The 19,088-nt window shown below is 65.2% G+C and carries 16 protein-coding genes; 1 reads left to right on the top strand and 15 read right to left on the bottom strand.

Annotated elements, in window-relative coordinates:
• Position 1 precedes the first annotated feature (1 nt).
• The 6 genes from LCM4576_RS08630 to LCM4576_RS08655 all read right to left on the bottom strand — a co-directional run bounded on the left by LCM4576_RS08630 (position 2) and on the right by LCM4576_RS08655 (position 5,768).
• Entirely contained in the window at positions 2-706 is a 705-nt protein-coding gene (locus LCM4576_RS08630; protein WP_041007815.1) for an ABC transporter ATP-binding protein, read from the bottom strand.
• 16 nt (positions 707-722) lie between these two features.
• On the bottom strand, positions 723-1,877 hold the full coding sequence (locus LCM4576_RS08635) for an ABC transporter substrate-binding protein (protein ID WP_071031696.1): 1,155 nt from the start codon (positions 1,875-1,877) through the stop codon (positions 723-725).
• Between the two features lie 42 nt (positions 1,878-1,919).
• Entirely contained in the window at positions 1,920-2,645 is a 726-nt protein-coding gene (locus LCM4576_RS08640; RefSeq protein WP_071031697.1) for an ABC transporter ATP-binding protein, read from the bottom strand.
• Between the two features lie 139 nt (positions 2,646-2,784).
• Positions 2,785-3,369, bottom strand: a complete 585-nt coding sequence (locus LCM4576_RS08645; protein WP_040982255.1) for a helix-turn-helix domain-containing protein — start codon at positions 3,367-3,369, stop codon at positions 2,785-2,787.
• A 172-nt stretch (positions 3,370-3,541) separates the two neighbouring features.
• Positions 3,542-4,381 carry an N-formylglutamate amidohydrolase gene (locus LCM4576_RS08650; protein WP_071074223.1) on the bottom strand — a complete coding sequence of 280 codons (840 nt, stop codon included), beginning with the start codon at positions 4,379-4,381 and terminating at the stop codon, positions 3,542-3,544.
• Positions 4,359-5,768: an aldehyde dehydrogenase family protein gene (locus LCM4576_RS08655; protein ID WP_071031747.1), complete on the bottom strand. Its 1,410-nt coding sequence runs from the start codon at positions 5,766-5,768 to the stop codon at positions 4,359-4,361. The genes LCM4576_RS08650 and LCM4576_RS08655 overlap by 23 nt, the downstream gene beginning before the upstream one ends.
• Positions 5,769-5,947: 179 nt before the next feature.
• On the opposite strand from LCM4576_RS08655, the gene LCM4576_RS08660 reads away from it, so the two are divergent.
• A complete protein-coding gene (locus LCM4576_RS08660) occupies positions 5,948-6,706 on the top strand; it encodes an SDR family NAD(P)-dependent oxidoreductase (protein ID WP_071031699.1) in 759 nt (252 codons plus the stop codon).
• Between the two features lie 132 nt (positions 6,707-6,838).
• Here LCM4576_RS08660 and LCM4576_RS08665 read toward each other — a convergent pair whose 3' ends face one another.
• The 9 genes from LCM4576_RS08665 to LCM4576_RS08705 form a co-directional block, all read right to left on the bottom strand.
• Positions 6,839-7,531, bottom strand: coding sequence for a DUF2461 domain-containing protein (locus LCM4576_RS08665; protein ID WP_071031700.1), 693 nt, complete (start codon positions 7,529-7,531; stop codon positions 6,839-6,841).
• On the bottom strand, positions 7,531-9,738 hold the full coding sequence (gene ligA, locus LCM4576_RS08670; RefSeq protein WP_071031701.1) for an NAD-dependent DNA ligase LigA: 2,208 nt from the start codon (positions 9,736-9,738) through the stop codon (positions 7,531-7,533). The genes LCM4576_RS08665 and ligA overlap by 1 nt, the downstream gene beginning before the upstream one ends.
• 134 nt (positions 9,739-9,872) lie before the next feature.
• On the bottom strand, positions 9,873-11,546 hold the full coding sequence (gene recN / locus LCM4576_RS08675; RefSeq protein ID WP_071031748.1) for a DNA repair protein RecN: 1,674 nt from the start codon (positions 11,544-11,546) through the stop codon (positions 9,873-9,875).
• Positions 11,547-11,554: 8 nt separating this feature from the next.
• On the bottom strand, positions 11,555-12,424 hold the full coding sequence (locus LCM4576_RS08680; RefSeq protein WP_071031702.1) for an outer membrane protein assembly factor BamD: 870 nt from the start codon (positions 12,422-12,424) through the stop codon (positions 11,555-11,557).
• 202 nt (positions 12,425-12,626) lie between these two features.
• A complete protein-coding gene (lpxC, locus tag LCM4576_RS08685) occupies positions 12,627-13,574 on the bottom strand; it encodes a UDP-3-O-acyl-N-acetylglucosamine deacetylase (protein ID WP_071031703.1) in 948 nt (315 codons plus the stop codon).
• Between the two features lie 379 nt (positions 13,575-13,953).
• Positions 13,954-15,618, bottom strand: coding sequence for a cell division protein FtsZ (gene ftsZ / locus LCM4576_RS08690; protein ID WP_071031704.1), 1,665 nt, complete (start codon positions 15,616-15,618; stop codon positions 13,954-13,956).
• Between the two features lie 68 nt (positions 15,619-15,686).
• Positions 15,687-16,994, bottom strand: coding sequence for a cell division protein FtsA (gene ftsA / locus LCM4576_RS08695; RefSeq protein ID WP_071031705.1), 1,308 nt, complete (start codon positions 16,992-16,994; stop codon positions 15,687-15,689).
• On the bottom strand, positions 16,991-17,935 hold the full coding sequence (locus LCM4576_RS08700; protein ID WP_071031706.1) for a cell division protein FtsQ/DivIB: 945 nt from the start codon (positions 17,933-17,935) through the stop codon (positions 16,991-16,993). The genes ftsA and LCM4576_RS08700 overlap by 4 nt, the downstream gene beginning before the upstream one ends.
• Positions 17,923-18,849 (bottom strand): D-alanine--D-alanine ligase, encoded by a 927-nt coding sequence (locus LCM4576_RS08705; protein WP_071031707.1) that lies wholly within the window; start codon positions 18,847-18,849, stop codon positions 17,923-17,925. Before LCM4576_RS08705 ends, LCM4576_RS08700 begins: the two co-directional genes overlap by 13 nt.
• Positions 18,850-19,088: the final 239 nt, after the last annotated feature.

The raw sequence follows: 19,088 nt of genomic DNA on the forward strand, positions 1-19,088 counted from the left end.
CCTACCCGCCGATATAAAGGTTGAACAGGCCGTGCTCGTCGGCGAGCCTGGCCGGCGGTCCGTCATAGCGCAGCGTGCCCGAGCTCACGACATAGACGCGGTCGGCGAAGCGCAGCGCCTGCTTGGCGTTCTGCTCGACCACCAGCAGCGTCAGCCCTTGCGCCTTGAGCTCGCCGATGAAATCGAAGATGCGCGCCACGATCTTGGGCGCCAGCCCGAGCGACGGCTCGTCGAGCAGCAACAGCTTCGGCCGCGACATCAGCGAACGGGCGATTGCCAGCATCTGCTGCTCGCCGCCCGAAAGCGTGCCGGCCGCCTGGCCGTAGCGTTCGGACAGCACCGGGAACAGCGACAGGAACCGCTCGATATCCTGGCGCACGCCGGCCGGGTCGCGCCTTGTCGCGGCCCCCAGCCGCAGATTCTCGCCGACGCTCAGGTTGGAGAAGATGTGCCGGCCTTCCGGCGTCGAGGTCAGTCCRGCGCGGATGCGGTCCTCGGTGCGGACATGCGAGATATCCTTGCCGTCGAGCACGATGCGCCCCGAAGCCGGCGTGACCAGCCCGGTCAGTGCGTTGATGGTCGAGCTCTTGCCGGCGCCGTTGGGCCCGAGCAGGGCGACAAGCTCGCCCTGCCCGACCTCGAGGGACAATTCGCGCACCGCCATGACGGCGCCATAGCGCACGACAAGCTTCTCGACCTTCAGCACGTCTCCCCGCTCCGCTTCAGTTCAGCGCCGGAACGAAGGTCGGCGGCGTGTCGGTGATCAGCACCCGCTTGCCGTCGGCAAAGCCCATCACCGGCACGGCCTTGACCGGATAGCCCTTCTTCTCGGCGAACGAGATCGTCGGCGCCGTCGTGCCCGGATAGCCGCCCGGCGCCCGGATCGCCTCGCGCAAGGCGGCGGGATCGACGGTGCCGGCCTTCTTCGCCGCTTCGTAGCTGATCTGCACCATGTCGGCGCCGAGAGCGTCGAAGATGCCGTTGATCTTATAGCCGTCGGCCTTGCACTGGGCGAGGAACTTGTCGATCGGCCCGTCGACGCCGGTCGCGCCGTGGGTCGCGAACATCACCTTTTCCAGCGACTTCGGATCGCCGACGGTGCCTTCCAGCGACTTGTCGTCGAAGGCGTCGCAGCCGGCCACCCAGCCGTCGTAGCCATTGGCGCGCAGCTGCCGGATCAGGATGCCGACATCAGGCAGCACGGCGCAGATATGGATGGCGTCCGGCTTCTGCGGCAACGCCTTGATCGAGGCGATCTGCGGCGACCAGTCGGTGGTGCCGTAGGAATAGTTGAACTTGCCGACCACCTTGCCGCCGAGATGCTCGAACACCTCGCCGAACCACTCCGGCAGCTTCTCCGAATAGGAACCCGCATCGGGCGACACTATCAGCGCCACGGTCCGCGCGCCCTTGCCGTAAAGCGCGTTGGCGGTGGCCGCGGCATTGATCGGATCGGGCACCGCGCCGGCGATGAAATTGTCGAGGCCGGCCTGCTGCATCTCGAGCTGCGTGTTCGGCGCCGAGAACACGGTGGCGCCGTAAGACTGCGCGGTCTGCGCCATCGGGATCAGCGCATCGGGGAACGGCACGCCGGTGATGATCTGCGCGCCGGCATCGAGGAATTTCTGGCCGAGCGAGACCGAAAGTTGCGGGTCGGAGCGGTTGTCCTCGATCATCAGCTCGACCTTGGGATCGTTCGCGCCTGCCGCCTTGTTCAGTCTATCGGCCATGCAGCGCGCGCCCTCGGCCTCGCTGTAGGGCGCGTAGGCGCCGGTCATGGCGACCGCAAGCCCGATCTTCAGGTCGGCCGCGCCCGCATGCCCTGCCTGCAGCAGCCCCGCGGTCAAGACCGCGGCTCCCAGCAAAATCTTTTCCATTCTACCCCTCCTTCCTCTCATTGCGGTTGTTCTTCCCGGCCCTCAGGCTGTCTCCGACTGCCCGACATAGACTTMGATGACGCGCGGATCGCGCCACACTTCTTCCGTCTCGCCCGAGGCGATCACCTGGCCCTGGTCCATCACGCAAAGCCGGTCGCAGAGCCGGTTGATGAAGCGCAGGTCGTGATCGATGACGATTGTCGCGCAGCCGACGTCGCGGCGGATGCCTTCGATGGCGATGGCCAGCGTCTCCGACTCGGCCTCGTTGAGGCCGGCGGCCGGCTCGTCAAGCAACAGGAGGGACGGCCCCAGCGCCAGCGCACGGGCGATCTCGAGCCGGCGCTGGCTGCCATAGGGCAGCGTTCCGGCCGGGCTGTCGGCGAAGCCTGCCAGCTCATATTGCTGCAGCAGCTGATCGACGCCGATGCGCTTGGCGGCGTCGGGGCGCACGGCACGGCAGGTGATATGTGCCACCTCGACGTTCTGGCGTACGGTCAAATCCTTGAACAGCCTGATGGTCTGGAAGGTGCGGCCGACCCCTGCCCGGGCGCAATGTTCGGGGCCGCGGCCGGTGATCTCCTCGCCCGCCAGGCGCACGCTGCCGCTGTCTGGCTTGAGCACGCCCGAAATGGCGTTGACGAGCGTCGMCTTGCCTGCGCCGTTCGGACCGATGAGGCCGAGGATCTCGCCGGCCTCGCAGGTCAGCGAGGCGTTGCGCAACGCCTGCACGCCGCCGAATGTCTTGCTGACTGCCTCAACCGACAGCATCGGTCATCTCTCCCATTCCCGGCCGCTGGCTGTTCTCCTGTCGGCCGGTCAAAAGGATGCTAGTCCCCCGACTTTTCCAGAACAAGTATTTTTTTCCATTTTAGAAAAATTCTTGAACGGAAAGGCCTTGGCCCGTCGGTCAGACGCCTGCTCCCGGCGGCAGTCCGTCGCGCGGCACCGTGTTCGACATCAGCATGATGACGGGCTCGTCACCGAGCGCGACATAGGCGTGCTGCATTTCGCCGTCGAACAAGATGCTGTCGCCGGGCTGCAGCACGGTCGGGTCGTAGTGGAGCGTGTGGAGCTGCAGGCTGCCGCTCAGCACATGGATGAACTCCTCACCCGAATGGCTGCGCCAGCCGCCRTTTTCCTCGAAGTTCCTGGCGCGCAGCGTGACGCGCCAGAAAATGTTGGTCTTGTCGCGGAAATCGCTGCACAAGACCTCGAATTCCATGGCGTTGCCTTCATGCAGGATGCCGCTGCCGGCGCGCGTGATCGAGCGGCGCGCCTGCGGTCCGGGCTTCGGGCTGAACAGGAAGGAGGCCACCGGCACATGCAGCACGCCGGCGATCATCAGCGCGATGTCGACGGTCAGCCTGGCCTTGCCGTTCTCCAGCTTCGAGAGCTGCGAAACGGAAAGGCCGGAGCGCTCGCTGAGGTCACGCAAGGTGATGTTCTGCTGCTTGCGAGCGTCGCGGATCTTGCTGCCCACATTGCCTTGCATTGTCCACGCCCTTGGCTGCCGTGTTTCCAATTTGACAAGCTCTAGAGCAATTCCAGGAAAAGTGTGAGCGGTTTTCCGTCCGGAATTGCGTAAAAACAAAGAGATAGAGCGGTTCRCCGTTTCCGTGAAACGGTGAAACGCTCTAGCGTTCCGCTATTTGAGCGTCCAGCCTTTAGACGGCTACGGCTGATTGCGGCCATAGGGACATCGCGACGGTGGCAAAAGCATTTTCGAGAAGGCGACTGATGCGTTCGAAAGTTTCCGGATCGGCAAGCAGGTCGTTGCGCACCTCGAGGTAGAGGCAGGGCCTGCCCTGCTGCAGCCCGTGCCGGTTCAGCGTGTAGCCGACGGCCTGGCGCCAGTCGTAAGGTTCGTTGTCGCCGATCCTGAAGCCTGCTTCCGCGCCCTGGGTCCTCAGTGTTTTCAGCACAGAATTGACATAAGGCGACTGTTCCCGCCACAGCACGCCGATATCGACATTGCGCTTCACCCCGCCCATCACCGGCGTGAAGGAATGCACAGAGATCAGCGCGCGCCTGCCGGCGGCGGCTTCGATGATTGCCCGTTCGACCGGCGCCCAGGCGACAAGCTTGCGCAGCCTCGCGTCCGCCGCGTCCACGGCCAGATTGCCCGGCACCGGGATGCCGCCGAGGTCGGGCCGCATGAAATCCCACTCATCGGCGGGACGGTTATAGTCGAGGAACAGCCGCGAATAGCGCGCGATCACCGCTGGCGCACGCAACGTCCGCGACAGCCGCCGCGTCAGCGCATCGACGCCGATGTCGATCGCGAAATGCGTGCCGAGATAAGGCTCCGCCAAGCCAAGATCGCGCCACGGCGCCGGCACGATGTTGCCGGCATGCTCGGCGATCAGAAGATAAGGGCTGGCCGCATCCGGCAGCAGCCGTTCCACCCCGGCCGCGGCAAGCGCCGCTACGGCCGCATCGCCCAGTTTTTCAAGGTCCAGCACGACCGGATGCCTTTGGCGGTCAGGCGATGACGGAGCGGACATGGTACGCCTTCGCCGCCGTCGCCTCGATCAGGCCGGCGCGTCCGTTGGTGCGGCCGAGGCCGGAATTCTTGATGCCGCCCCAGGGCAGATAGAGGTCGGCATGGTCGCAGCGGTTGAGATAGACCGTGCCGGCCTCGACCTCGTCGAGCAAGGCCACGCCGCGCTCGACATCGCGCGTCCAGATGGAGGCGCTGAGGCCGTAATCGCTGTCGTTCATCAGCCTGATCGCCTCGTCGTCGCCGCCGACCGCCTGGACGCAAGCCACCGGCCCGAACAGCTCGTCGCGCATGATCTGCATGTTGTGGTCGACGCCGGTCAGAACCTCGGGCGCGACATAGGCGGTCCCGAGGCTTGCCGCCTTGAGCGCGCCATCCTGCGGCATCAGGCGCCTGGCCCCTGCCCGCACCGCGCTTTCGGTGAGGCCGCGGATGGCGTCGGCCGCGACCGCGCGCACCACCGGGCCCACCATCGGCTTTTCGCCGATCGGATGCCCGATTGTCCATTTCGCGGTCTCCGCAACGAGTGCCTCGACGAAGCGGTCATGGATCGAGCGATCGACATAGATGCGCTCGACCGAGCAGCAGGACTGGCCGGCATTGGAATAGGTGCCCTCGGCGATCAGCGGAACCGCCGCTTCGAGGTCGGCGTCGGAGCGCACATAGGTCGGATCCTTGCCGCCGAGCTCCAAATGCACCTGGGTGAAGGTGCCGGCCGCGGCCGCATGCACGCGCCGGCCGCCATTGACCGAGCCGATGAAATTGACGGCGTTGAAGGCGCCGGAGGCGATCAGCCGCTCGGCATCCGGATGGTCGAGATGCAGGCTCTGGAAGACCCCTTCCGGCCCGCCGGCGGCGCGAAACGCCTCCTCGGCAAGCTCGGCGATCAGCGGCGTCTGCGGCGAATGCTTGAAGATCACCACATTGCCCGCGGCTAGTGGCGACGTGACCAGATAACCGAGCATGGCGGTCGGGTAATTCCAGGCGCAGATCGACAAATGCAGGCCGCCGGCCACCGGCTTGGCATAGCGGCGGATGTTTTCATCCGACGGAAAGGGCATGTCGGCCAGGGTGTCCGGCGCCGCACCTGCAAGCAGCTCGCCGATCAGCGCCAGCCGCGGCGTTTCGTCGGCCTGCCACAAGGGCCTGCCGATCTGCCATGCCACCGCCTCGGCAAGCGGGGCGGCGCGCGCCTTCATCTCCTCGCCGAAGCGCAAAAGGATCGCCAGCCGTTCGGGCAGCGGCGTGCGCCGCCAGGCCGGCAGCGCCGCGCGGGCTCGGGCGACAGCCGCCTCGATCGCCGCGCCGTCCGCGTAGCTGCGCGTGGCATAGATCGAGCCGTCGACGGGAGAGGTCACCGAGAAGGTCCGCGCGCCGGAATGCAGGTTCATGGTCTTGGAATCCACCCAAAAGGAAGCTGTCAATCGCGGCACGATATCGCGATTTTCCATTTTGGCAAATTTTTTCGAATACGGCTTGATGGATTTTTTGTCCGCCCCTATTGTCCCGCCATCGCGCCTTGGCGCCGACAAAAATCGCGCCTTGGCGCCAACATCAAGAGGGGTGACGGATGGTTGTCTTTGATTTCACCGGCAGGCATGCGGTGGTGGCCGGCGCTGGCGGCGGCATGGGCGAGGCCATCGCGCTTGCGCTGCTCGATGCCGGCGCCTCCGTCACCGCCATCGACGTGAAGGCGCGTCCGGCCTCGCTTGCCGGATACGACGACCGCCYGACCTTCGCCCAGGGCGACCTCACCGACGCAGCCTTCGTCGAACAGGTCATCGGCACCGCCGGCCGCGAGCGCGGCGGCATCGACTATCTCGCCAATGTCGCCGGCGTGCTGTGGYTCGGCCGCGACAAGTCGGCGCTCGWCATGGATCTCGGCGTCTGGGACGACGTCTTCAACATCAACCTGAAATCCTTTGTGCACACGGCGCGCGCGGTCGTCCCCCATATGCGCGCCGGCGGGCGCGGCGGCGCCATGGTGCATTTCTCGACCATCCAGTGGTATCGCGGCGACCCCAACCCGCAGGACGCCTATCAGGCGTCGAAGGCGGGCGTCTGCGCGCTGTCCAAGTCGCTCGCCATGCAGCTCGCCGCCGAGCGCGTCCGCTCGAACGCGATCTGCCCCGRCATGGCGCTGACGCCGCTGCAGGCGCGCTGGGACACCGAGGAGAAACGCGCCGCCGTGGCGAGCTACGCGCCGCTCGGCCGCATCGGCACGCCGCAGGACATGGCCAATGCGGCGCTCTTCCTGCTCTCCGATGCCGCGAGCTACATCACCGGCATCGAGCTCCCCGTCGACGGCGGCCTGTTGATGCGGATGTGAGCTCCTGGCGACCGCCGGAACGGCGGCGTAGACGCATGTCTCCCGAAGGTGGAAGCCGGTTTCGGGATAAAGACATGCGTAAAATCAAAAATCTAAAGCGCATGGAGCGAATCTGAAAGATCGCGACGCGCTTTAGGCCGCCACGGCTGTCCCCTGGATCGCCCTGCCCCAGTCGAGCAGCGGCTTGGCGTCAAGCGTGAAACCGACGAGATCGTCGACCAGCACCGGCGAGTGGATGGTCGCCGGATCGATATCGTGCCGGACCACGAAATGCCGGCTCCGTATCGCCTGAGCGAGATCCTCGTCACCGACATCCTCGAAACCGCGCGGCGCCCGCTTCAGCCGGCCTTCCGCATCGAGCTCCAGGCCGGCTTTCCTGAGCGACTTCACCATGGCGCGGAACGCGGCCGGCCTGGTCACGATCGCCTTGCGCATGGCCTGCAGCAATTCCGGCGCCGGCTGCCACCAGGCAACGCCCGCGAAGCAGCGCTCGAGCCCGATATGCACATAGAAGACGCCCTGCTCCATCTTAGTACCGTCGGGCGACAGGATCGCCGAGAGGTGCCGGTTGTAGGGCCGCTTATCCTTCGAGAAGCGCACGTCGCGATTGATGCGGAACAGCGACCTCTTGCGGTCGCCGCGCAGGCCGAGCTTGGCCGCCTCGAAGCGTTCGCTGAGCGTCTCGACCAGATCGCAGAACGGCCCATGCAGCTCGCTGTCGTAAAGGTCGCGATTTTCCTGGAACCATTCCCGGCTCTGGTGGAAATCGAGCGCCTTCAGGAACGGAATGGCCTTCTGCCCGAACCCCTTGAACCCGCCCGCCATCAGCCGCCCCTGCCGATGCGTTGCAGCCAGGTGTCCTCGTCGATCACCTCGATGCCGAGATCGCTTGCAACTTTCAGCTTCGAGCCGGCGCCGGGACCCGCCACCACCAGGTCTGTCTTGGCAGAAACCGAGCCCGCCACCTTGGCGCCGAGCCGCTCCGCCATCGCCTTGGCTTCCGAGCGCGTCATCTTCTCCAGCGTGCCGGTGAACACCACCGTCTTGCCGGAAACTTCGCTGCCGGCCGAGAGTTCCATAACGTAAGGTTTCGGGTGGACTTGCGCGAGCAAGGCATCCAGCACGTCGTCATTGCGCTCATTGCCGAAGAAGTCGCGCAGCGCATTGATCACCGTGTCGCCGATGCCGTTGATCGATGGGAAGACGGTATGCGGATCTTCCGCCTTTGCCGTTTCCTTGCCGACGCGGATCAGTTCCTCGATGGTCGAGAACTGGCGGGCAAGCACGGCCGCCGTCGTCTCGCCGATATGGCGGATGCCGAGCGCGAAGATGAAGCGGTCGAGCTCCGGCTCGCGCCGCGCGTCGATGGCGGCGAAGAGCTTGTCGAGGCCTTCATAGTTGCGCTCCTCGACGCTCCGCACGTTCTTGCGCGTCTTGCCCGAGGCTTCCTCGCGCAGCTTCGCCTGTTCCTCGCGCCGCTCGGCGAGCGCCCTGGTGACCGCCGGGCGGCGATCTTTCAGCGTGAAGATATCGGCGGCGGTCTTCACCAGCCCCGAATTGAAGAACAGGTCGATGTTTTCCGCGCCCAGGCCTTCGATATCGAGCGCGCCGCGCGACACGAAATGGCGCAGCCTTTCCACGGCCTGCGCGGCGCAGATCAGCTCGCCGGTGCAGCGTCGACGCGAATCCTCCTTGCCGGTCTTCTCGTTGATCTCGCGCGTCGCCGGCGAGCCGCAGACCGGACAGGTATGCGGGAATTCGTAAGGCACGGCATTGGCGGGCCGCTTGTCGATGACGACGCTGACGATCTGCGGGATGACGTCCCCTGCCCGCTGGATCACCACCGTGTCGCCGATGCGCACGTCGATGCCGTCGCGGATCGGCTGGCCGCTGCTGTCGAAGCCCTTGATATAGTCCTCGTTGTGAAGCGTGACGTTCTCGACCACCACGCCGCCGACGGTCACTGGCGCCAGCCGCGCCACCGGCGCCAGCGTGCCGGTGCGGCCGACCTGGATGTCGATCCTCTCAACCGTCGTCATCGCCTGCTCGGCCGGGAATTTGTGGGCGACGGCCCAGCGCGGCTCGCCGGTGACGAAACCCCAGCGGYGCTGCAGCTCGAGCTGGTCGACCTTGTAGACGACGCCGTCTATGTCGTAGCCGAGCGAGGAACGCTGCTCCTCGATCCGGTGGTAGTGCGCGATGAGCTCGTCGATCGACTTCGCCCTCACCATCAGCGGACTGACCTTGAAGCCCCATTCCCTGAACTTCTGCACGGAATCGTACTGGGTCGGAGCCGGATCGGCGGTGGTGTAGCCCCAGGCATAGGCGAAGAATTTGAGATTGCGGCTGGCGGTGACGGAGGGGTCCTTCTGGCGCAGCGAGCCGGCCGCCGTGTTGCGCGGATTGACGTAATCCTGGCCGCCGACCGCCGCCGAGCGCTGCTTCAGCGCCTCGAATTCGGCATAGGTCATGTAGACCTCGCCACGGATTTCGATCGTCTCCGGCCAGCCCGAGCCCTGCAGCTTCTTCGGGATGTCGGCAATGGTCTTCAGATTGGCGGTGATGTCCTCGCCGACCGCGCCGTCGCCGCGCGTTGCGCCCTGCACGAAGACGCCGTTTTCGTAGCGCAGCGAGGCGGAAAGCCCGTCGATCTTCGGCTCGGCGGTGAAGGCGATGTCGAGGTCCTTGTCGCGGTCGAAGAAGCGCCGGCCGCGCTCGATGAAATCGGCGACATCCTGGTCGGTATAGGCCTTGGCAAGGCTCAGCATCGGCACCGCGTGGCGAACCTTGGCAAAGCCTTCCGACGGCGGCGCGCCGACCCGGCGCGACGGCGAATCCTCGCGTACGAGATCGGGGAAGCGAGCCTCGATCGCGAGATTGCGCCGCGCCAGCGCGTCATATTCGGCGTCCGAAATCGTCGGCGCGTCCTCGGTGTGGTAGCGCCGGTCGTGCTCGGCGATCTCCGCCGCGAGCCGCTTCAGCTCCTCCGCGGCCTCGCCTTCGCTCAGCGATTCGACTGGTTTTTCCGACATGAAACGCGGTCCTCGAATTATGGCGGGCCACTATAAATCAGGATTCGCTGCGAGGGAGTCGGATTGCGAAGAAATCATTGCTGAACAGCGGGATGYAGCCATCTGCTGACTCTACCTGCCAGCCTCCAGAAATCTTAAGCTGCCGCCGTATTCTCGCGCAGCAGCCGCTCCGCCGCCGCGCGCGCTTCATCGGTGATGACGGCGCCGGCCAGCATGCGCGCGATCTCTTCCTGGCGTGCGGCGCGGTCCATTTCGGCGATGCCGGTGGCGACACGGTCCTTGCCGCCGGATTTCGAGATCAGGAAATGCGTCGCGGCGCGTGCCGCAACCTGCGGCGCATGCGTGACCGAAAGCACCTGCACGCGCTTCGAAAGTCGCGCCAGTCGCTGACCGATGGCGTCGGCCACCGCGCCGCCGACACCGGTGTCGATCTCGTCGAAGACCAGGGTCGGCGCCGAGCCGCGATCAGCGAGCGCCACCTTCAAAGCCAGCAGGAAGCGCGAGAGCTCGCCGCCCGAGGCGACCTTCATCATCGGCCCCGGCCTGGTGCCCGGATTGGTCCGCACCCAGAATTCGACCTGGTCGATGCCTTCTTCCATGCGGCTTTCGGCATCGCTTCCCATCTCGACGATGAACTCGGCCCGTTCGAGCTTCAGCGCCGGCAGCTCCGCCATGACGGCCTTGGTCAGGCCCGCAGCGGCCGCGTGGCGCAGCGATGAGAGCTGTGCTGCGGAAATATCATAGGCCTCGCGCCCGGCTGCCGCCTGCTTCTCCAGCGCATGCAGCCGCTCCTCGCCGGCATCGAGATCAGCAAGATCGGCCACCATCGTGTCGCGCAGCTGCGCCAGGTCGTCGACCGCGACATTGTGCTTGCGCGAAGCGGCGCGCAAAGCAAACAGGCGCTCTTCCGCCTTCTCCAGGCGCTGCGGATCATATTCGGTGGCGCRGAGCGCGGCTTCCACGCCGGACTGCGCCGCATCGAGCGAGATCATCGCCTCGTCCAGCGATTTCACCACGTCGTCGAGCAGGCCCGGCGCTTCGCCCGACTTGCGCTGCAGCCGCCGCAACAGGCTGGCAAGCTGCGGCAAGGGCGAGGACGGTCCCGACAGCACATCCTGCGCATCATGGATCTCGGCGGCGATCTTTTCCACGCGCATCATCTGCGCGCGTAGTTCCGCAAGCTCCGTCTCCTCGCCCGGCTGCGGATCGAGCTTCGCAAGCTCGGCGACGGAAGCGCGCAGATAATCGGCCTCGCGCGCCGCAGCCTCGACCTTGGCGCGGTGGCGTGAAAGCTCCTGCTCGCAGTTTCGCCAGTAGCGCCAGGCTTCGCCCGTGCCGCGCACGGCGCCCAGATGGCCGCCGAAACTGTCCAGCAATTCGCGATGCGCGCCGGGATCGACCAGAGCGCGTTCGTCATGCTGGCCGTGGATCTCGACCAGCGCGCGGCCGACATCGCGCATCAGGGTGACGCTGGAGGGCTGGTCATTGACGAAGACGCGGGTGCGGCCGTCGGCCGTCTGCACGCGGCGCAGGATGATATCGCCATCGTCTTCGATGTCGTTTTGGACGAGCAGCGCGCGCGCCGGATGGTTGCGCGGCACGTCGAACACGGCAATGACCTGGCCTTGCGCGGCGCCGTGGCGCACGAGCGATGCATCGCCGCGCGCGCCGAGCGCCAGCGACAAGGCATCGAGCAGGATGGATTTGCCGGCGCCGGTTTCGCCGGTCAGCACCGAAAGCCCAGGCAGGAAGTCGATGTCCAGCTTCTCGATCAGGACGATATCGCGGATCGACAGTCTGGACAGCATCGCAAGCTTCAGGCGCCGGTGATCATCTTCCCGGCCTTGGATATCCACGATCCGGCATTTTCGCGCGGCTCAAGCCCATTGCTCTGCAGGAGCTTGTAGGAATCCTTGTACCACGGGCTGTCCGGATAGTTGGTGCCGAGCACCGCCGCCGCTGTCTGCGCTTCCGAGGTCAAGCCCATCGCATAATAGGACTCGGTCAGGCGTGCGAGCGCCTCCTCGACATGGCGGGTGTTGGAATAGGTTTCGACCACGGTGCGGAAGCGCTTCACGGCGGCGATGTATTCGCGGCGCTCGAGATAATAGCGGCCGATCTGCATCTCCTTGCCGGCAAGCTGGTCGTTGGCGAAGCGGATCTTGTCCTTGGCGTCGGCGACATATTCGGAGTTCGGCCAGCGCGTCACCAGATCCTGCATGGTCTGGATGGTCTGGCGCGCCTCCTTCTGGTCCTGGGTGACGTCCTTGATCTGCCGGTAGTAGCACAAGCCGATGATGTATTGCGCGTAAGCCGCGTCGTCGGTCGACGGATAAAGCGTCAGGTAGCGCTTCGCGGTGCCGATCGCCTCATCGTAATTGCCGGCGCGATAGTCGGCGAAAGCGCCCATCACCATCGATTTGCGCGCGAATTCCGAATAGGGATGCTGGCGGTCGACGGCGTCGAACTTCTTGCTGGCCTCATCGAGGCGGCCGGCATTCATGTTGGCCAGACCCTGGTTGTAGAGAACGTCGGCCGGTTCGGTCTGGTCGACATAGGTCGCCAGGTTGACATCCTTCTCGGAGGACATACAGGCCGACAGCACGAGCGCGGGAGYAACCACCGACAGCGCCAGCAAAACACCACGACGCGGCGCTACCGATTGACCAACTCGCGAAAAAAACATGTTTGGATTCCGCCCCTTCGGCGTCGTTTCGGTCCGGGCCGAAGCCTTAAACCATTATCCCCTTGCCCGGCAACGCTATGTCCGGCCAATCGCACATTTTTGTGGCGGCCTGGCGCTACGCCCGTGGTTGTGCAATTTCAGCGACTCGTGATGCAATCATGCAACACAAGTCCGCTCTACAAAGCCAGAAAACGGTTAAAAATCAGATCACCCAAGGTGCGTAGACCGGCCGGCTGACGGCGATCATCTCGGCGAAGCGGCCGCGCTCGCGGCGTCTCGTCTCGACGATCTCGAAAGCCGTGTGGTCGGAAAGCAACCGGCGCAAGGCAGACGCGTTCATCCGGTGGCCGCCGCGATAGGAACGGAAGCAGCCGATGAAGCGCGCGCCGGCCAGCGCCAGGTCGCCCATCGCGTCGAGCGTCTTGTGGCGCGCGAATTCATTGGGATAGCGCAGCCCGCCGACATTGATGACGCGGTTGTCGTCGCCGATGACCAGCGAGTTTTCGAGCGACGAGCCGAGCGCGTAGCCGGCGGCCCAAAGCCGTTCGACATCCTTCATGAAGCCGAAGGTCCTCGCCCGCGCGATGTCGCGGCGGAAGATATCGGGATTGATGTCCGAGGCGAATTGCTGGCGGCCGATCRCCGGGCTTTCGAAATCGATCTCGATCTCGAATCGCGTGCCGTCATAGGGGCGGAATTCCGCCCAAGACGCGCCCGCTTCCACGCGCACCGGCTTGACGACGCGGATATAGCGACGCTTCACCGCCAGTGTCTCGATGCCGGCCTGGTCGAAGGCTTCGATGAAAGCCATGGCGCTGCCGTCGAGAATGGGGACTTCCGAACCGTCGATCTCGATGATGAGGTTGTCGATGCCGAGGCCGAAAACCGTCGCCATCAGATGCTCGACCGTGCCGATATGCTCGCCGGCCGGATCGCCAAGCATGGTGCAAAGATCGGTGGCGCCGACTTCCGCGACCAAGGCGCGGAGCTCGCGGGTCTGGCCGCCATTCGAAAGATGGAAGACGATGCCCGTATCGGCGTCGGCCGGCAGGAAGTGAACGGTGACGGTCTTGCCGCTATGGACGCCGATGCCAGCCAGCGTCGCGCGCGATTTCACTGTCGTCTGATAGTCGTGCAAGAGTAACCCCATACGCCCAAAATGCCTGCGTCCGCTCCATCGGCCTTGGGTATCTTGCAGCCAGGTGATGGTCTGGCGCTCGCACGGAATGCGGCAAAATAAGCAAGAGCATGYGGCTCTGTGTGATCGGCAGGCAGGGCTACTCCCCGAATCCCGGCAAACCGACTTTAGTCCGAGGCGAAGATAATGGCCCGCCTTGGAGACTCCAAATCACGGTTTCTTACCCCGTGTAACCACGGGATTGTGTCAAAAATAGCTGATAAGCCGTTGTTTTCTATCAGTTTTACAAAAGCAACAGGCAGACGAGAACTCGTCTGCCTGTTAACAACCGTTATATATCGTTAACGATCAGCGGCGCGCTGTATCGACGATCGGCGGTCCGCCGTATCGGTCAGTTGGCCTGGCGGCGCAGGAAGGCCGGGATCTCCAGCTGGTCGTCTTCCTGGACCGTGCGGGCCTGCGGCGTCAGCCGGCCCTGATCGTCGAGCTGGCCGCGGCGCGGCGCGTAGAGCTGCGGATCCTGGCTGGCGAGGCGGCGCATTTCCGGTGCCGCCTGGCGCAGCTTCGGCTCGCGCGGCTGCGCCGGCTGGAGCCGTGCCGGCTCTTCCTCACGGCGGGTCAGGCCGTTGGTCAGGCGCTTGATCAGCCCCATCGGACCGCTGTTCTCATGGTCCGCGGGCCGGGTCTTGGCTTCGACCTCGGCCCTTACCACCGGCGGAAAGTCCTCCACGCGGGGCATGCGCTGCGGGGCCGYGGCCACCGGCTGCGGCATCTCGCGCTGCGGCGCGGGCTGCTGCATGACCTGCTGCGGCACCACCGGCTGCGGCTGCGGCTGGGCTGGCGGAGCCTGGAAGATCTTGCTCTGCGGCCGGAAGTCGTCGACCGGCGCKGGACGCGGCTGCTGGGCCATGGCGGCGGCGTTCGCCTCGGCGAGCTGGATCGCCTCGGCGACCGGATCGACCGCGCGCGGCTCGTAGGCCTGCGGCTGAACCGGAGCGGGACGAATCTCGGCGGCAGGAGCCGCCGCCGGCCGAGCGGCCGGCTTCTGCGGCGCGCGGATCGAGATCGGCGCAGCCGCGATTTCGGCGGCCGACTTGTCGATACCGGTGGCGACGACCGACACGCGGATCACGCCTTCCAGCTCCTCGTCGAAAGTGGCGCCCAGGATGATGTTGGCGTCCTGGTCGACCTCCTCGCGGATGCGGGTGGCTGCCTCGTCCACCTCGAACAGGGTCAGGTCGCGGCCGCCGGTGATCGAGATCAGCAGCCCCTTGGCGCCCTTCATCGAGGTCTCGTCGAGCAGCGGGTTGGCGATCGCGGCTTCCGCGGCGGCCATCGCGCGGCCCTCGCCCGAAGCCTCGCCCGTGCCCATCATCGCCTTGCCCATTTCGCGCATCACCGAACGGACGTCGGCGAAGTCRAGATTGATCAGGCCTTCCTTGACCATCAGGTCGGTGATGCAGGCAACACCCGAGTAGAGCACCTGGTCGGCCATGGCGAAGGCATCGGCGAAGGTGGTCTTGTCATTGGCCAGCCGGAACAGGTTCTGGTTGGGGATGACGATCAGGGTGTCGACGCATTTCTGCAATTCCTCGATGCCCATGTCGGCCGTCTTCATGCGGCGCTGGCCCTCGAAATGGAACGGCTTGGTGACGACRCCTACCGTGAGGATGCCCTTCTCGCGCGCGGCGCGGGCAACGACCGGAGCCGCGCCCGTGCCGGTGCCGCCGCCCATGCCGGCGGTGACGAAGCACATATGGGTGTTGGAGAGGTGATCGATGATCTCGTCGATGCACTCTTCCGCCGCCGCGCGACCGACTTCCGGCTGCGAGCCGGCGCCGAGGCCTTCGGTGACGTGCGCGCCGAGCTGGATCAACCGCTCGGCCTTCGACATGGTCAGCGCCTGCGCGTCGGTGTTGGCCACCACGAACTCGACGCCGCGCAGGCCGGCTGTGATCATGTTGTTCACGGCATTGCCGCCGCCGCCGCCGACACCGAACACGGTGATGCGGGGCTTGAGCTCGGTGATGTCCGGCTTCTGCAGATTGATGGTCATTTGTCTCCGTCCTTTGCCTTTCCCGCCGCCTCGCCGCTGCGGCCGCCTATGGGGCTGTCCCCGTCAAATTAAAAACTGTCTCTCAACCACTGACTCATGCGATGCAGTTTTCCGCCCGTTCCGGTCATCCTGAAACCGGAAAGTCCTTTCGCCGAATGGCTCTCGAAGCTCGCCATCTGCGGATAGATCATCAGCCCGACCGGGGTCGAGAACGCCGGTCCCTTGGCCGCTTCCGGCAGGCCTGCGACGCCCAGCGGGCGGCCGATGCGCACATTGCGACCGAGAATGCGGCGCGCCGCTTCCGGCAGGCCGGCAAGCTGGCTGGCGCCGCCTGTGAGCACGACCCGCTTGCCGACGGCATTGCCGTAGCCGGACTTGTTCAGCCGGTCGCGCAGAAGCTCCAGCGTCTCGTCGGTGCGGGCGCGGATGATGCGCGTCATCACCGAGCGCGGGATCTGCAGCGGCACGTCGCCCTCCTCGCCGATCGGCTGGATCGAGACGAGGTCGCGGTCGTCGGCGCTGCCGGGCAGCGCCGAGCCATGCATCACCTTCAGCCGCTCCGCGGCATCGAGCGAGGTCGACAGTCCCTTGGCCATATCGAGCGTCACATGGTTGCCGCCGATGGCGATCGCGTCGCCGTGGACGAACTTGCCTTCCGCGAAGACCGAGATGGTCGTCGTGCCGCCGCCCATGTCGATACAGGCGGCGCCCATTTCGAGTTCGTCATCGACCAGCGAGGCAAGCCCGCTGGCATAGGGCGTCGCCACCATGCGCTCGACCGACAGATGCGAGCGGTTGATGCAGAGCTCCAGGTTGCGCATCGGCGCGGCATCGCCTGTCAGCACATGCATGTCGACGCCAAGCGCATCGCCCACCATGCCGCGCGGGTCGCGTATGCCGCGCTCGCCATCGAGCGAGAAGCCGACGGGCAGCGAATGGATCACCTCGCGCTCGGCCCTCAGCGCCTGCTTGGCGCCGGCGGCGAGCACGCGCTTGATGTCGACTTCCTCGACCTGATGGCCGCCGAGATTGACGGTCGCCGAGAAGGCTTCGCTCTTCAGCCGGCCCGCCGTCATGTTGACGATGAGGGAATCGACCGTGAGCCCGGCCATGCGCTCGGCCGCGTCGACGGCAAGCCGGATGGCATGCTCGGCGCGATCGAGATCGATCACCACGCCGGACTTCACGCCTTGCGACTTCTGGTGGCCGATGCCGATCACCTGGATCCGGTGCGAACGTCCACGCAGGAGCTTGCCGTCCTCGTTCGGCTTGAGCTTCGYCACCACGCAGCAAACCTTGCTGGAACCGACATCGAGCACGGTCAGCGTGCCCGACCGGCGCGAAGAAGCGTCACTACTGCCGCCAAGCCAGCTCATATCTTCGTCCCCGCCTTGCGCTTGGCCAGGTTCTTCGGCTTGTCGCTGAGCGCGGCTTCGCGCTGCGTCGCCGCCTCCGGCGAGAGCTCCACGACCAGCCGGTCGGGAAGCCGCATGTCGACGGCGGCGATGTCGCGCGTCAAAAGCCCGTTGTCATGATCGATCTTGACCAACTCGGCGATCGCCTGGTCCTCGCCGTCTTCCGGCAGCTTGATCGTGATGCCGTTCTCAAGCCTCAGGTCCCAGCGGCGCTCGCCGACCCGGATGTAACCTTTGACCCGGGCTGCAAGCTCCGGATAGCGTTCGATCTTGGCGAGAAAGGCCGGCGCCATCGCCGGAGCGCCGGCGCCGATGATCAGCGGCAGCAGCGCCTGCTTGCCACCCGAGAATGGCGCGATCATCTCGCCGGACCGCTCGATGACGGAAACCGAGGCACCCTGCTGCCAGAGCGCGAAGGGCTCGCGCTCCTCGATGCGCACTTCCAGCGTATGCGGATAGATCTTGCGCACCGCCGCGCCCTCGACCCAGGGCAGCGTCGCGATGCGCTCACGCGCCGCCTCGGCATCGAAGCCGATCAGCGAGGTCCAGCCATCGAGGCCGAGCCGGTCCAGCACATCGATCTCGGATGTCTGGCGGTTGCCGACGACCTTGATCTGATCGACGGCAAAACCGGTGCGGGCCGTGATGCCCTGCACGATGCTGTCGGCGTAGCCGCCGAGAAAGGCGCCATAGGCGCTGCTGGATGCGATCAGCGCAGCGGAAAGGATCGCCGCGGAGAAGCGCGGCGCCTCATACTCGCCGTCGCACAGGCGCGCCAGCACGCGCATCGGCCGGCGGAGCTGGCGTGGCAACACGAAAYGGTCGAATGACAGCGACATGCCGAACAGCGCGGGCCGAGCCGCGCCACCGCCATTACCCTGCCCCCACCTCAACGCAGACACGAAGCGTCCTCCACCATCCAACTCAACAAATCGCCGAACGAGTGTCCCGCTTGCGCGGCGATTTCAGGCACCAGAGACGTCGGCGTCATGCCCGGCTGAGTATTGACCTCGAGCCAGACAACCTCGCCGTTTTCGGAGTGGCGATCGTCGTAACGGAAGTCCGATCGGGAAACGCCCCGGCAACCAATGGCAAGATGAGCCTTGAGGGCCAGTGTCTGTATTTTTTGGTAAATATTCGGTGAAATTTTAGCAGGGATTTCGTGTTTTGATCCGCCGGGAACGTATTTTGAATCGTAATCGTAGAAGGAATGCCCGGTCGGAATGATCTCGCACACGCCAAGTGCCACATCGCCCATCACCGCGCAGGTCAATTCGCGCCCATGGATGTAGCGCTCGACCATGACGATCTCGCCATATTGCCATTCGGTCGAGCCGATCACCTGCGGTGGATGCGACTGCCCTTCATGYACGATGACGACACCAAAGCTCGACCCCTCATTGACCGGCTTGACCACATRAGGCGGCTTCATCGGGTGCTTGTTCTGGACGGCGAAGCGATTGACCACCTTGGATTCCGCGACCGGAACGCCGGACGCCTTGGCAACCTTCTTGGCCTGCTCCTTGTTCATGGCCAACGCCGAAGCGAGCACACCCGAGTGGGTGTAGGGAATTGTGAGATATTCGAGAATTCCCTGGATGGTGCCGTCCTCGCCGAACGGACCATGCAGCGCATTGAAGGCGACGTCGGGCTTGAGCTCGGCAAGCACAGAACCGACGTCGCGCGAAACATCGACACGGGTAACCTGATAGCCTTCATTCTCCAGCGCATCCGCACACGCCTTCCCCGAGGACAGAGACACGGGCCGCTCCGAGGAGAATCCACCCAGGAGGACAGCCACATGCTTCTTCTTCATTCCCGTCATCCCCTCTCACGCCGGGCCTGCAACCGATATTCCCGCACCGCATTTCCGAGCATTGAGTCCGAGTCTTCCGGCAGGTTGCCCCCCCAGACGGAAAACGCGGCTGAACGCGTCGAACGACTCAAATCAGGAAACGCTTTAGGGCAGAGAATCAGAGAGTTGATTCGCTGGCAAGTACCTATGATTCCGAGAGATTCACTTTCCGCGAAAACGGCAGCAAAAAGTGAATTGTG

It is taken from the genome of Mesorhizobium sp. LCM 4576 (assembly GCF_001854815.1).
Taxonomy (GTDB): Bacteria; Pseudomonadota; Alphaproteobacteria; order Rhizobiales; family Rhizobiaceae; genus Mesorhizobium; species Mesorhizobium plurifarium.